Origin of the sequence: Paenibacillus sp. 32O-W (assembly GCF_007679495.1) — a bacterium.
Classification (GTDB): domain Bacteria; phylum Bacillota; class Bacilli; order Paenibacillales; family NBRC-103111; genus Paenibacillus_L; species Paenibacillus_L residui.
The window spans coordinates 16,804-31,370 of the sequence record NZ_VEGP01000004.1 but is presented as its reverse complement, the minus strand read 5'-3'; the positions used below and the strand labels follow the sequence as shown (position 1 = coordinate 31,370).

The following is a 14,567-nucleotide window of genomic DNA, read 5'->3' as shown; positions in this document are numbered from 1 at the left end:
TGGCCATGTTATCAGGTTTGCTGATGCCGACGTGCCGTCCCGCGAATCGGACAAGCCGGAGCGGCATTAATAAAGGCGGTCTTCCGCTTATTTCGCCGCGAAATCTTTGCCGAACTTGTCGGCCCATTCTTTCTGAACGCGATCGGAAATTCGCTCGATGGCCTTATCGACCGTCTGCTCCCCGGACAAAGCCAGCTCGCCTTCCTGAGTGAATATCGTGTTGACGACGATGTTTTTCACACCGGGCAGAAGCGGGTATTCCGGGTATTCCTTTTGCTCAAGGAAATAATGAATATTTTCGGGCTTGCGCGATCCGTCGCCGATGTAAGCCTGCTTGATCTCCTCATTCGTAAAGCCGGTCAGCAATCCGTTGGCCGCGAACACTTTAGCCCCTTTGGGACCGGTCATGAACTCCAGCACCTTATAGGCTTCTTCCTTATGCTTGCTGTTCTTGTTGATCATGACGGAAACCGGGGTAGCCAGGCTTGTATTGGCCGGTACTCCTTCCGGATGCGGGATCGGCACGACGTCCCAATCGAAGCTGATTTTCCCTTCATCCTCTGCCTTGCGAAGCTGTGCAATATGCCAATCGCCAATGAGGTTCATCGCTACATTGCCCTTCTGGAAAGCCGAGTTATAATGAGCCGAAGTCGTTACCTGCTCGGACCAGGTCATGATGGAGCCGTCCTTCTCCATATCGACGCGGAGCTGCAGCGCCTTATGGAACGGAGTCAAATCTTTGTCGATGATCGAAGCGCCCGACTGCACAGCCTGCATGTACCAGGTTTGCGGCCATTGCTGCAGGTATGCGCCGTAAATTTTGTCCGCCCCGCTGCCTTTCGTCATCTTCTGGGCCAATTCCCGGAACTCGTCCCATGTCATATCGGCCTTCGGATAGTCGACTCCCGCTTGATCGAACAGCGTTTTATTGTAATAGAGCATCCAATTCGATTTGCGATACGGCAGACCGTATACCTTGCCGTTTACTTTAAGAGTGTCATACAGCGGACCGAAGCCGGAAACATCTGTATTACTCTGTTTGATGTAATCATCCAGCTCTTCCAAAATTCCGGTATCAAGGAAGGAATCCATATTGCCTCCGAACAGATCGATAGCTTCGCCGGAGGACAATTGAAGCCGCAGCTTATCGTAATACTGCTTCTGCGGAATCGTTTCGAATTCCACCTTGATATTAGGATTTTCCTTCTGAAACTCCTCATAGGCTGCCTGGAATTCGTCCAAATCATCGGGAAGCACCGTCATTTTCAATTTGACCTCGCCTGCCGGGGACTTCCCGCCGTCCGGAGATGCTCCATTAGACGGATTGACTGTATTGGAGCCGCAGCCTGCCAACAGTCCGACAATGACGGTAAACGCTGCCGCGTTCATTACCTTCTTGTTTATTTTCATTTGAAAACCCCCCTGAAGTTTAGTATGATGAAATCGCTTAATTTTTGTACTTCTGATTGTATCGGGGCCAGAGGCTATTCGTGAAGGTGAAAACATTATACCCCCTCCCCCGCCGCAACCATCATCGGAGATGAAAGCATGCTGTATTTCACGATAAGCTTCGTTGTCATTGCGGTCCTGCTGACGTATCGCAAGCTGAACAGCTCTTCGACCCGTTGGCTTTACGGCATATTGTTCGGCTGGATTGTTTCGTTTGTCTCATTGGTTTTATATTTGAGCAAATTCAATTTTTACTATAACGTGATCCACCGGTTTTTCGATTTCAGCCCGGGGACCTGGAACTATCTGGTGCTGAACAGCTTGAATCCGGACCTTCTCATCCGGATGCTGAACGTGGGCGTATTGATGTTTCCTTACTGCCTGCTCGGGTTTGCCGTTACGTTTACACGCAGGGACCGAATGCTGCGGCCGGCCTATTTTCAATGGCCCGCCCTGGTTATTCTTATTGTACAAGCAGTTTATTACGATCCCGGATTCCAGAACTGGCTGCAAAACTGGATGTTCGACGGCGGCGTATTTGCCCCGGATCGAACGGCTGCCTTCGTTCACGGGCTCGATACGGGATTTCGCTGGATCAATCGCCTGTTTCTGTTGGCCGCATTCCTGCTGCTGGCCTATGATTATGTAACCTATCCGAAGATCCGGTTTTTGAAGAACTATTCTCTGTTTCATTTGCTCAGCCTGCTTCCGGTATCGGTCATTTATTGTCTTTTGTTTTCCTGGGCTCCCCGGGTGCTTGTCCGGGCAACGGTCGTTGAAGGCTACACGAACTACCTGCAGCCGCAAATTCGCGCCAACGGTCTGGTCTTCAACCTGTTTCCGTATATCGTATTTCTGGCATTCGCCATCATGATTTACATCATCTACACTTATAACTCGATAGAAACGTACCGCCGGAACCGGGATATTCAAATTAACAAAAGCATCGACACCGCCAGCTTGGGCATTCGCGCGTTCACCCATGCGCTCAAAAATCATCTGCTCGCTATTCAGTCAGAGGCCGATTATTTGAAGGAAAAGCATGCCGCTGACGAGGAAACCGTCTACAGCCTCGACCTGATGCTGTCCTCATGCCGCACAGCGATGGACAACATTCATTCCGCTGCGGGCAAGCTGCGCAATATCCAGCTAAACTTGCAACCGGTTTCTATAGAGGAGCCGGTGCATGCCGCCGTTGAACGCTTCAGGCAGCATTACCCTGAGATAGAGGTTAACGTTTCCGCGGCGCCGGAGCTGCCTGTTGCCTATATCGACGTTCAACAAATGGGAGAGACCATCCATAATATCCTGGTGAACGCAGCGGAATCTATGTCCAGGCTAAACCGCGAGGGGCGAACCGTTATTTACTTGGAAAAACAGAACCGGTGGGGGATCATTTCGATAACCGACAACGGGCCGGGGATGGATGAAGAGCTGCTTGAGCGGATTTTCACCCCGTTCTTCACGACGAAGGCATCCGTGAACAACTGGGGAATCGGCTTGTCCTACTGTCACCGGATCGTAGAAGGCCATGACGGCAAAATTACGGCGGAGAGCCGCGAAGGAGAGGGCACCACCTTCAAAATTGTGCTGCCTATCCTCTAATTCAACGGCATCCCTATGATTACGCTTAAGAAAGCAGGGGGTATAAAACATACCCCCGGGAGGTGAATTCCATGAAAGAACTTATCCGGGTATTGATCGCAGACGACATGGAAGCGCATCGCCGCCGTCTGGAGCGGATCATCTCCGGGTGTCCGGACATGGAGCTGGTCGCTTCGGCCAAGTCGGGCTACGAAGCCGTACTGTATGCCGCCATGCACCAGCCGGACATCATCCTGATGGACATCGAGATGGAGGACGCCTATGCGGGCATCCATGCCGCCAAGCAGATTTATGAGAAGCTGCCGCACATCCGGATTATTGTCATCACGGTGCACAATGATGATAATATTATCTTTGCCGCTTTTCAGAGCGGGATTAAGGACTATATCCTGAAGTCGGCCCCTGCGGATGAGATTGCCGATGCCATTCGGCAGGCCCATGGAGACCAATCACCGATCCGACCGATCATCGCCCAGAAAATCCGCGATGAATTTGTACGGGTCAAGCGCAATGAAGCGAGCCTTCTATACATTATCCGTATAATTTCCGAGCTCACTCCGAGCGAACTGCAGGTGCTGAAGCTTCTGTGCGACAACAAGTCCCGCAGGGAGATTGCCGCTGAACGATCGGTCGAGCCGGAAACCGTCAAGAAGCAGATCAGCAGCATTCTGAAGAAGTTCGATATGCCGAGCACGGCGGACGTTATCGGCGCCGTTAATGAGCTGAGGATCTTCGAGGTGTTGAAGAAGCTGTAAGCATGAGAAATCCGCCCGGCGGAAACGTCCAAAATATAATGGATGTGCCGGGCGGATTTAATTTTGGATGTAAATCCGTCTATTTTCATTTTCTGCGGATGCCTTGCAATCAGTCTACTCGCAGAAAGGTGCGTCTGACTGGAACTCGTCTATTTCCATTTTCCGCCGGTGCCTTCTCAAGCGACATGGCATATCTAACTGGATTTTATACAGCTAGTTTTTCACCTCTGGAGCAAAAGACGGAAACAAAGTGGAAAAACTACAGCTAGTTTGTGCAAAAAAGTGATTTTAGCAAAAAGTCTTGATTCTAAATGTAGTTTTTCCATTTACTCAATCACTTTTTACCATTCGTTGGCAATTTACCTACATAAAATACAGTTAATCGCTACCGCCAAACGAAGCGATGATTTGATATTTGTGCAGTATATACCTTCTAATCGATATTCGTTCTTCAAAAGTTGAGTATGGATTCCATGCCTTTATATTCTCAGACTGACGACAAGCACTATTCCTAGAATCAGCACCATGAAACTGGTTAATACCGTCAAATAACCGTTTAGCTTGACGGCTTGACCCGAACCTCCGCGAAGCCGTCTTTTCACCTTCCTTCCCCATATTCCCGTAATGATTAAAGCGAGAATGGTGATCGTTCCCCCGCCCTTTTCCATAGCCTCCAGCCACATGGGCTTATCCGCTCCCAATCCCATTTGGACGATGAGAAATACTCCGCTGATCAGAACCAGCACAGCCCCGGGATGGGAAAACAGGCTGAAGTTGCGGATAACTTTTATAGCCAGCGTATTGCCCGTATCCGAGTCTAGCTGCTTCTGCAGAATACCGAGAACGACTGTTTGCGCCAGGAGTGCGCCCAGCCACAGGAACAAGCCTGCCAGATGCAGGAACAACCAAAATCCGAACATTGCTTCTCCTCCCTTGAGTCCCTAATAGTTACTCTCCAATAGCTTTATTTATCTTGCTCCCCTGAAAATATCTTCTTCTTCCTCCGGTCAAGCTCAGAATGGAAGGAAGCAGCAGCCCGCGAACGAGAAAAGTATCCATCAGAATTCCGAGCGCCATAGTCATTCCGAACAAGAACAGCTCCTGAAGCGGTTGTGTAATCAGAACGCAGAAGGTCGCTGCCAGAATAATCCCCGCCGATGAAATGACGCCTCCCGTTCTCGAAACTCCCCTGCGGATGGCCTCTCTCCATTCATGCTTTTCCGCCTCCTCCTTGATCCGGGACACGAGCATAATGTTATAGTCAACCCCTAGTGCAATCAGGAATACAAAGGTATATACCGGAAGACGGTAGCTGATCGCCTCATATCCGAGAATGTGATGAAAGATCATCCATCCAAGCCCCATTGTCGCTGTATAGGACAACAAGATGGTCGCCATCATACAAATGGCCATTAGAATCGATCTCGTCTGCAGGGCGAGCATGATCGTTATGAACAGAGTAATCAGCGAAAAGGTGGCGAGAATATCGCGCTGATTCATCATACGCACATCCGCTTGCTCCGCGGTCTGTCCTGCATAGTGCATTGAATAACGGGACGGGTCGAGTCCGCTGTCTTTCAATAACGCGGTGCTCTTCTCCCTAAGTGCTTCTATCAAATTTAAAGCAGCCGGGTCATAAGGATTTTCCTTCAAGGTGACTTGCAGTTTAACAGCCTTTCGGGATTCCGCCATTAAGCTTCTGGGCAGAGGCGCATCCGGCTGGGCCAAATCCGGTGTTATATCCGGCTTGATCTCATAGATCCCGTCCTCCCCTTGAAGTGATTCTGCGAGAGCCGCCAACTTGTTGACAAAGGACTCCGTCAGCTCTATCTCCTTGTCCGAGTGCAGAACGACGGAAACCGGAGCCAGCTTCCCCGGAGGAAAACGGTCCTCCAATATTTCAAAGCCTTGCCGTGAAGAAATATGTTCGGGGAAGGATTTCATTAAATTAAAGGAATAGCTCATACTGCCGATATTGAAGGATGCGGCGCCAAGCAGCAGCAATAAAATCATTGCCGTGGCCGCCGGTTTTTTAGTGACAACAGCACCTATGCGGGTCCAAAAGCCTGTAGCCTTGTTTGTCCCATCCTGCAGCTTGGGAACGAAGGGCCAGAACACTTTCCTGCCAATCAGAGCAAATAAGGCGGGGATCAGCGTCAACCCACCGATCAGCATGACGATCACCGCTACCGAAAACACCGGGGCGAAATGGTGGTAGGGCTTAAAAACCGCTGCAAACAAAGTGAGCATGGCGATAAAAACGGTAGCTCCGCTAAACAAAATCGGCTCGGCTACCTGCGCCATTGCAATCTTCATGGCGTCGTACTTGGAACCGATTTTCTTCAATTCCTCCCGGTATCGGGAAATCACGAATAAACAATAATCGGTCAAAACGGCGAACAGCAGAATCATCATGATGGATAATGCCTGTTTGTCAATGATCAACCATCCGTTCCAGGCTGCGATTCCCAACACGCGATCCACGACCTGGTAGACCATGGCCGCGATGATTAACGGAAGGAGCGCCAGCAGCGGGGAACGGTAAATGAAGATCAGAATAACGAGAATCAAGCCGATCGTAGCCAGCATCAAGACAAAATCCGCGTTTTTAAAAAGAGTTATCGTATCGGCTGCTATTCCGGCCGGGCCTGTTATTTCAAATTGCAGGCCTGCCCCCTTAATTTGCTCAACCCGGCTTCTGATTTCCTGCAAAGTCTCGTAGATTTGATCGGATTCCAAATCTTTCTCCAAGGCTACATTCAGCAGCACGGTTGATTGATCCTCCGAGAACATCTTGTCCTGAACGGCATCGGGAAACTGGTGAAACGGCAGAGCGCTCGCGACATGCTGCGGCTTGTCCTCCGAAGCCAGCCACTCACTGATCCGCTTGATTTTATCGCGGTCTTCCGCAGGCATTTTTCCTTGACTATGAAATACGAGAAGAGCCGCCAGACCCTCCCCGGACGGAAAATGCTCGTCCATAATTGCTTGGGCCTCGGCAGATGGAGTGTTGTTGCGCACACTCCCTTCCCCGCTGCTGACCGCATAAGGCTTCGACCCGGGAGCAAAAGCGCTTAGCGCGAGGATCAAGATCAGCCAGCAAGCGATAACGGTTTTGGCGCCTCTCGGGCTGCTGACCATCCGGGCCCAACGGTGAAAGAAACGATCCATTCCGACTTCTAACCTCCTGTCCTGATTCTGCCATGATTGTAGGACAGGAATATGAACGGAAGATGAACGGAGCATTACAAATGCGGCAAAGACACCGTGAAAACCGTCCCTTGGCCGGGCACGCTCTCCGCCTGTATGGTCCCGCCGTGCAGGTCTATGATTTTTTTGACGATGGACAGACCCAGCCCGCTTCCGGCCTGGAGGCGGTTTCTGGTTTTGTCCGCCTTATAGAACCGGTCAAACACATAAGGAAGCTCGGAGGGAGCAATGCCTATACCGGTATCGATGAAGCGGATGACAATTTCCCGGTTTACCTGAACTTCGATGCGAATCGTGTCCCCCGGACGGCAAAATTTAATGCTGTTCGTCATCAAATTAAGCCACACCTGATACAGAAGCTCGGGATCCGCGGTTATAACGATTTCCGGAAGCTCCGGCTCCACCGATAATCCCTTCTCCGACCATTGCCATTCGGTAACGATCAGAATTTGCCGGATTTGTTCGTCCAAGCGGAATGCCGTTTTCTTCATGACAGCCGTTTCCTTGTCTAACGCCGCCAGGGTTAGAAGCTGCTTGCTTAAGGAAGATAACCTCCCGCTCTCCTCCTCGATGATCTGCAAATAGCGCTCCTCCTCTTCGGGAGAAGCTTCTTTGGCCAGAATGGCTTGGGCGAAACCTTGAATCGACGTTAGCGGAGATTGAATTTCATGCGAGACGTTGCCGACGAATTCCTGCCTCATCTCGTCCAATTGCTTGAGCGAACGAGCCATCGATTGAAAGTGGCTGGCCAAATCCCCGATCTCGTCCCGCCTCGCAGCATCCAACTGGATGTTGTAATCTCCCCGCACAATTTTGTCCGTGGCTTCCGTCAGCTTTTTCAACGGTTTGACAATATATCTCGTGAAAATAATGATCAAAGCAATGCTGCACAAGAAGGTGAACGCGAGAAGCAAGGCCATCAATATCCGCACCTCGCCAATCTGCTGTTCCAAATTGGGACGCACGAATATGGCATAAGTGCGTCCGTTAGCTTCGATAGGCAAGCCAACACTGTTGCGAATGCTGTTCTCGAAGAAACCGGAGACCATCAGCAAGTGACGTTCCTCCAGAATCCCGTGATAAATATCCCCGGCAAGCACTTGGCGAACCTGATCCTCCTCAAAATCCGTATGCTTAAAGGGAGCCCCATAAAAGACTCCCTCCATCCGGTCGTTGACGGCATAGATTTGAAAGCCCATATGACCGATCCGGGTCAAATAATTGTCCAGGTCCATTCCGGGTGTCTCTTCGAACAGGTCCCGGATTTCCTGACCGATGTTCATGATCTTCTGCTCGTTGTACTCCCTCATATGGGCAAGATAATAAAAATTAACGAGAACGATGGCCACAATACTGCTGGCCAGCGCTATGCCGATAAAGGTAGCGACAATACGAATATATAAGGTTCTCATTCTTCGGGCACCTCTAGCTTATATCCAATCCCGCGCACCGTCGTAATTTTAAAGTCCCCGGTCCGCTCATGGAACCTTTCGCGCAGGCGTTTGATATGCACATCTATTGTGCGGCTATCCCCTTCATAATCGTTCCCCCAGATGAGCGCGAGCAGCTGCTCCCTTGTAAAGATACGGCCCGGCTGGCTGGCTAATTGGGAGAGCAGCTCAAACTCCTTCAGCGGAAGAACGACCGTCTCGTTTCCAATCCTGACCTCGTAGCTTTTCCGGTCAATGACGGTATCGTTCAGCTTAATCAATTCGGAGGAGACCATTTGATACCGGCGCAACAGCGCTTTGATCCGGAACAGCAATTCTTTAGGCTCGAAAGGCTTTACCAGGTAATCATCCGTTCCGGAGATAAAACCTTTTTCCTTATCGGCCAGTTCCCCTTTGGCGGTCAGCAGAATGACAGGAATATCATAATGCTTGCGGATTTCCTCACACAGCTCCCAGCCGTTCTTCCCCGGCATCATCACATCAACAATCGCCAGATGAATCTGCTCGCTCTCCAGCAACGCGGAGGCCTGCTGCCCGTTCTCCGCTTCGAATACGGCATACCCCTCCTTCCGGAGAATAAAACGAAGCAGCTCGCGAATATTAGGATCATCGTCTGCCGTCATAATATGGATTCTCAAGTTCACCCGACCCCTTCAACCAAAGTATTTATGTACGGTAAAAAATAAACGTTGGGATCATATCCTTAGTATGATCTGTGCCTTTGACACCCCATGCGGAATTGTACTCTTATTATGAATAATAGCAAATTTTCATGGCTGCACGCTTTGAGAGCGCTTCGTGAGGAACAGTAACTTTATGCGGACGTGTCTCTTTCTCCTTCCTCCGGGTGTTATCCCCTAACCTCAGTTCCCCTTACCTCAGTACCTTTCTTATCTGCCCATATCTGCTCCCACGGCCTTCCGACCGTTATCCCTTTCGTTCAGGATTCTAGAAGACTTACATCCGGACTTCCATCAAATAAGATCCGATAAAACGGCAAAAACCCAGCCGATGGAACGACGCTTCAACGAGGAGCTCGACCACGCAGGCCTTTCTGACTCGAGGGGATAACAGACAGATGCATCAACAGAGGAAGCCCAACTAATGGATCGAGGCTTCAGCGAGGAGTTCAACCACGCAGGTCTTTCTGACTCGAGGGGATAACAGACAGATGCATCGCTGAAGGGATAAAAGAGGGGATCAAAAAGTAATCTTAAATAAGCTTATTGCGCCTTATCCGATTCAGTGCCATAATCCCTTTAGCGACAAATTTTACGGCCCGAAGGCCGTGGAGGTCCGTTACCATGCAAACACCTTTCGAAGTCAGGAGCTTTATAGGCACTCACGAAGAAAACTGGTACGACGACGGGTTTCATCATCATCCTACCCTCGAGATCAGTCTTGTCCTGGAAGGGCGGGGATTGTTCGAGTGGCCGGAGAAAAAAAGGCATATCGAGGCCGGTCACGTCATTGTTGTTCCGCCTTCGATCCCCCATCGTTTTGCCGCTGTTTCACATGTCCGCTTCGGAGTTATCCATCTGGAAGGCCTGCCTCCGAGGCTGCTGGAACTCACTGCGGAGCTTGCCCCGGAGAAGCGCCAGCCCTCCCTGGCCGCTTTGTCCAACCTGGATAAGGAACGGTTTGAGCAGTTGTTCCGGGAATGGCTGCGCTTGCTGACCTCGCCGCTGAAACATAGGTCCAGAACTCATGCAGCCTGGATTGAGGTGCTGCTGCTGTTTCTGCTGGAGCATACACAGTCGGATCTGCAAGCGATGACGGTTACCAAGGCGGCAGACTATATTCGCGAGAATCTGCGTCAGCCTGTACAAATGGCCGACCTCGCCGAGCTGGCCGGAATGACGGTTGCCGGCTTTCGCCGCATGTTCGAGCGGGTGTACCGGATGAGCCCCAAGCAATATCAGCAGCAATGCCGCATGCAGGAAGCAAAATGGCTGCTCAACTCAACCGGTAAAGATGTCAATGAAATCGCAGCGCAGGTCGGATTCGGCCGCTTGCACTCGTTCTCGCAATGGTTTAAGGCGGTAGAGGGAGTTTCTCCGACGGTTTGGCGAAGAAACCATCAGATGAAAAACGGCGGTCTGTCCAAAAACTGACTGCCGATTTTTTTTGCGTAAATAATAGCTCTATTTCCATAAATACAATCATGCGCGGATGTACTATCGTTGTGTCTGTACATACTCGACTCTTGAAGACGAGGAGGGCATTAAAATGAACAAAGTCAGAATCGGATTTATCGGCGTTGGCGGTATGGCCGAAGGGCATATGAAAGCGCTCGAAAGGATAGAGGGCGCCGAAATTACGGCTGTCTTCGATATTAATGAAGCCAGAGCGCGGCAAATCGCTCAAGAGTACGGGGCGACGGCTTATGAAAGCAGAGATCAGCTTATGGATTCCGGCCAGGTGGACGCCTTGTTCATCTGTACCCCTCCGTTTGCACGGGGAGACATTGAAGAGGCCGCTGCCCAAAGAGGACTCCACCTGCTGGCGGAGAAGCCCGTCGGCTTGAACCTGGAGGAAGCCCGCCGCAAGGAGAACATCATTCGCGACTCCGGCATCATTCATTCGTCTGGCTACTGTCTGCGTTATCTGGATACCGTACAGAAAGCCCGGCAGTTCCTGGCCGGCAGACAGATCGACATGATCCTGGCGTATCGGATCGGGGGCATGCCCGGCGTTCCCTGGTGGCGGATCATGGAACGGTCCGGCGGACAGCTTGTGGAAATGTCGACTCATCAGGTCGACCTCATTCGTTATCTGGCGGGGGATTTCCGCGACATCCAGGCGATCTACGGACGGAGGCACATCCATCGGGAGCATCCGGAAGCGACCGTACCCGACGTCGGCGTCGTATCGTTCACCCTGCAATCCGGAGCGGTCGGAACGATCAGCAACACTTGTCTGTCCCAATATGTGGGCCGAGGAGAGGTGGAGCTGTTCGGCCATAATTTCTATGTTTCCATTAACGGCAAATCCCTTCTCATTATCGACAACGGGCAGCGTCATGAGGAAAAATGCGAAACCGACTTTGTATTCGAGCAGGACCGCGCTTTTGTCGAAGCGGTCAGAACCGGTAATCGCGAGCTGGTGCTGGGTGATTATTCCGAGGCCGTCAAAACATTGGCCGTTACTTTAACCGCCAATGAATCGGCAGCGGCACACGGAATAGAGTCAACGCCGCCGGCAGCCTCCTCGGAGCATCCGCCTACTTTTGAATAAAGGAGGACTTATCGATGCTAAAAGGAGTCAATCAATGGTGTTTTCCTGAAGGTTATCCGCTGGAACGTCTGTTTGAAGTAAGCCGCGAGGCGGGTTACGATGCTGTGGAGCTTAATGTAAACCCTGCCGGAGGAGTCGGGCTGACTATGGAAACAAGCGCGGCAGAGGCAGAGGAGATTGGCCGGCTCGCACGCCAATACGGGCTGCAGCTTCGCAGCATCTCGACCTCCCTCCTCTGGCGGCATCCCCTTTCCTCCGATGATGCGACCGTACGCGAGCAGGGCTGTCAGGTCGTCCGCAAGCAATTGGAGCTGGCGGAGCTGCTCGGAGCCGATACAGTGCTGGTCGTTCCGGGCGCCGTCAATGAGACGACCTCCTACGACGCTTGCTATGAGCGAAGCCTGAAGGAGCTGAATGGACTCGCTCGGGAGGCGGAGCGGCGCCGGGTGAAGATTGGAATCGAGAACGTGTGGAACAAGTTTCTGCTGTCACCTCTCGAAATGAAAAGCTATGTGGAGAGCGTAAATTCTCCCTGGGTCGGCGTCTATTTCGATGTAGGCAACATTCTGGCATTCGGTTATCCGCAGCAGTGGATTCGCATCCTGCAGTCGCATATTTTCAAAGTTCATGTCAAAGACTTCCGTCCCGGCGTAGGCACAGGGCAAGGCTTCGTCCCCCTGCTATCAGGGGATGTGAACTGGCCAGAAGTTAGAGCCGCCCTGCGGGATATCGGTTATACCGATACGCTTACCGCCGAAATCGGAAGATACGCTTCAGACCCGCTGCAGGCAGTATTCGATACGTCCAATCATCTGGATATCATTATCGGCAGAGAGCGATGAATGTCCAAACCGTCCGGCGAAATTTGAACTACCGGACGGTTTTTCAATTTGGCGGGGCTGGACTTCCTGTGTGTATAGGTCTGTGAGAATGGGTCAGTTCCAGAAAGAAGAAACCAAGGCCATTAACAGACGGACCTCCGTAACACTGCCCCCCTGCCACAAAGCATAAAAAAAGCCCGGCCATAGCCGGACTGTTCAAGAATGTCGGAATGATGTTTTCGATCAACGGGGACTCTGCGGTTCATCCGCTACTGTTGGGCTATTTTAACGTTACCGCTGGTTGCCTGCAATTTCAGAAGCGGCCCACCCTGCCCCACTTGGCCGACAATCCGGTTCTCCTCCTTCTCCTGATACACTAAGTTGGGGACTTTCGCCGACACATTGCCGGATTCCGTCCGCAAGTCCAACTGAAGGGATGAAGGAAATTCCTCCGCATACAAGTTAATGTTCCCGCTCGTCGTTTTGACAGCTGCGTTTTCCGAAAGCGTGGAGTTCGAAATTTTCACATTCCCGGAAGTCAGAGTGACCGCCAGCTCCCCTTGAGCCTCTTGGATCGAGACATTGCCGGATGTCCCCTGAAACTCCAGGCGATTTCCACTAAACCCGCTGATTTTCGTATTTCCGCTGGTGCTCTGAACAGCAAGCTTGCCGGCTTGCAGATCCTCGATGCCCACATTCCCCGAGGTCATAAGAACACGGACTTCGTCATACAGCTTCTCCGGCACTTTGACGATTATTTCGGGGCTGGTTCTTCCCATCGTGAGAAATGCCCATTTTTTCGTAGATTCCGCCTTGATCTTAAGCTTGTTTCCCGAAGCGGAAGCCGTTATTTCAAACTTGTCCTTGAACTTTCTGTCTATATATTCCCCGTATAAATGCATCTCGATATCATTGCCGTCACCAGGTATCACACTCACATCGAACGAGTCCGCTTCCACCTCAATAGCCTGGACGGAGGAACCGTCTATCACCTGTTTCTCATCGACCGTTATGAAAGGATCAAATCTGCCGGTCATCCACATAAGGATGCATCCGGTTAATCCGAGTACGAACACGACAGCGGCCGTTCGCGCTACTATTTTCATCTACGCTTCCCCCTGATCACCTTTAAGTTCCACTGCAAATAGTTCAATACCCCGCGGTAAAAAAGCTTGGACAGCGAAAGGGTGCCGACGCCGATAAGCACTCCCAGCGAACAAAGCGTAGCACCCAGCAGCAGCGTCCACAGCAAATCGTTATCCGGTTCAAGGAGGATCAAGACGGGGGACACAATTAAAACGGCGGCAACGGCAAAAAAAGCCACCAAAACGGCACATAGAGCTACAAACGGCCCGAGAACAAAAGCCAGATTAAAAAAACCAAGTCCGACCGACGCATACACGGCACGCATGGTGGACCCGAAATTAGTTTTTTCCGTGGCCTGCTTAAGATGATAATGTACATTCATCTCTTTGGCGATCAGTCTCGGACTGCCCAGCGCCCGAACAATTTCCGCTTCACTCTTCCCCTGTATCCTCCCTATTGCAAAATGCTCCTCATAATCGGCCATAATTTCCTGCCGATCCTGGGCGGGAATCCCTGCCAGCAAATGCTCCAATTCATCCAAAAATTCAGCCTTCGTCATCGCCTAATGCCTCCCTAATGATTTCGTCTACCGCTGTGGTGAATTGCCTCCACTCGACGACCAGCTCTGTCATCATCATCCAGCCTTGTTTGGAAAGCTTGTAGTATTTGCGTGGCGGCCCTTCCTGAGATTCCTGCAAATAAGTCGTGAAATAACCTTCCTGAGTAAGTCTGCGCAGAAGCGGGTAGACGGTTCCTTCGGCGATTTGAAACTTCTCCGATATCCGGTTTACCAATTCGTAGCCATACCGGTCCTTCTTCGCTGTCAGTACCAGCACGCACAACTCCAGAACACCTTTCTTGAACTGTACGTTCAACAGAATCACACCTGTCTCGTAGTAGTAGACGTTACTAGCTATTGCATATTATATAGTACTGTATATTATTAAAATATC

The 14,567-nt window shown here is 51.1% G+C and carries 13 protein-coding genes; 5 read left to right on the top strand and 8 right to left on the bottom strand.

All coding sequences use genetic code 11. The features are described 5' to 3' along the window. Positions 1–87: 87 nt before the first annotated feature. Entirely contained in the window at positions 88–1,410 is a 1,323-nt protein-coding gene (locus tag FS806_RS02475) for an ABC transporter substrate-binding protein (protein ID WP_225312643.1), read from the bottom strand. Positions 1,411–1,548: 138 nt separating this feature from the next. On the opposite strand from FS806_RS02475, the gene FS806_RS02470 reads away from it, so the two are divergent. Beyond that, the gene (locus tag FS806_RS02470; protein ID WP_144932835.1) at positions 1,549–3,054 is read left to right on the top strand and encodes a sensor histidine kinase; all 1,506 of its coding nucleotides are present in this window, start codon (positions 1,549–1,551) and stop codon (positions 3,052–3,054) included. A gap of 71 nt (positions 3,055–3,125) precedes the next feature. Further along, entirely contained in the window at positions 3,126–3,809 is a 684-nt protein-coding gene (locus FS806_RS02465) for a response regulator transcription factor (protein ID WP_144932833.1), read from the top strand. A 479-nt stretch (positions 3,810–4,288) separates the two neighbouring features. On the opposite strand, the gene FS806_RS02460 is transcribed toward FS806_RS02465, so the two are convergent. From FS806_RS02460 to FS806_RS02445, 4 genes are all read right to left on the bottom strand, one after another. Further along, entirely contained in the window at positions 4,289–4,729 is a 441-nt protein-coding gene (locus FS806_RS02460; protein WP_144932831.1) for a hypothetical protein, read from the bottom strand. A gap of 28 nt (positions 4,730–4,757) precedes the next feature. Continuing rightward, entirely contained in the window at positions 4,758–6,980 is a 2,223-nt protein-coding gene (locus FS806_RS02455) for an MMPL family transporter (protein ID WP_144932829.1), read from the bottom strand. A gap of 74 nt (positions 6,981–7,054) precedes the next feature. Beyond that, positions 7,055–8,431 (bottom strand): sensor histidine kinase, encoded by a 1,377-nt coding sequence (locus FS806_RS02450; RefSeq protein WP_144932827.1) that lies wholly within the window; start codon positions 8,429–8,431, stop codon positions 7,055–7,057. After that, on the bottom strand, positions 8,428–9,093 hold the full coding sequence (locus tag FS806_RS02445) for a response regulator transcription factor (protein WP_397346655.1): 666 nt from the start codon (positions 9,091–9,093) through the stop codon (positions 8,428–8,430). Before FS806_RS02445 ends, FS806_RS02450 begins: the two co-directional genes overlap by 4 nt. A 681-nt stretch (positions 9,094–9,774) precedes the next feature. Between FS806_RS02445 and FS806_RS02440 the strand changes: the two genes are divergently transcribed. From FS806_RS02440 to FS806_RS02430, 3 genes are all read left to right on the top strand, one after another. Continuing rightward, positions 9,775–10,584, top strand: a complete 810-nt coding sequence (locus FS806_RS02440; protein WP_144932823.1) for a helix-turn-helix domain-containing protein — start codon at positions 9,775–9,777, stop codon at positions 10,582–10,584. A gap of 115 nt (positions 10,585–10,699) precedes the next feature. Continuing rightward, the gene (locus tag FS806_RS02435) at positions 10,700–11,707 is read left to right on the top strand and encodes a Gfo/Idh/MocA family protein (RefSeq protein WP_186328170.1); all 1,008 of its coding nucleotides are present in this window, start codon (positions 10,700–10,702) and stop codon (positions 11,705–11,707) included. 14 nt (positions 11,708–11,721) lie between these two features. After that, positions 11,722–12,549 (top strand): sugar phosphate isomerase/epimerase family protein, encoded by an 828-nt coding sequence (locus FS806_RS02430; RefSeq protein ID WP_144932818.1) that lies wholly within the window; start codon positions 11,722–11,724, stop codon positions 12,547–12,549. Between the two features lie 248 nt (positions 12,550–12,797). On the opposite strand, the gene FS806_RS02425 is transcribed toward FS806_RS02430, so the two are convergent. From FS806_RS02425 to FS806_RS02415, 3 genes are read right to left on the bottom strand one after another with little or no spacing between them, the layout of a single operon-like run. Next, a complete protein-coding gene (locus FS806_RS02425) occupies positions 12,798–13,634 on the bottom strand; it encodes a DUF4097 family beta strand repeat-containing protein (protein WP_144932816.1) in 837 nt (278 codons plus the stop codon). Then, on the bottom strand, positions 13,631–14,173 hold the full coding sequence (locus FS806_RS02420; protein WP_144932814.1) for an HAAS signaling domain-containing protein: 543 nt from the start codon (positions 14,171–14,173) through the stop codon (positions 13,631–13,633). Before FS806_RS02420 ends, FS806_RS02425 begins: the two co-directional genes overlap by 4 nt. Beyond that, positions 14,160–14,489, bottom strand: a complete 330-nt coding sequence (locus FS806_RS02415; protein WP_144932813.1) for a PadR family transcriptional regulator — start codon at positions 14,487–14,489, stop codon at positions 14,160–14,162. Before FS806_RS02415 ends, FS806_RS02420 begins: the two co-directional genes overlap by 14 nt. Between the last annotated feature and the right edge of the window lie 78 nt (positions 14,490–14,567).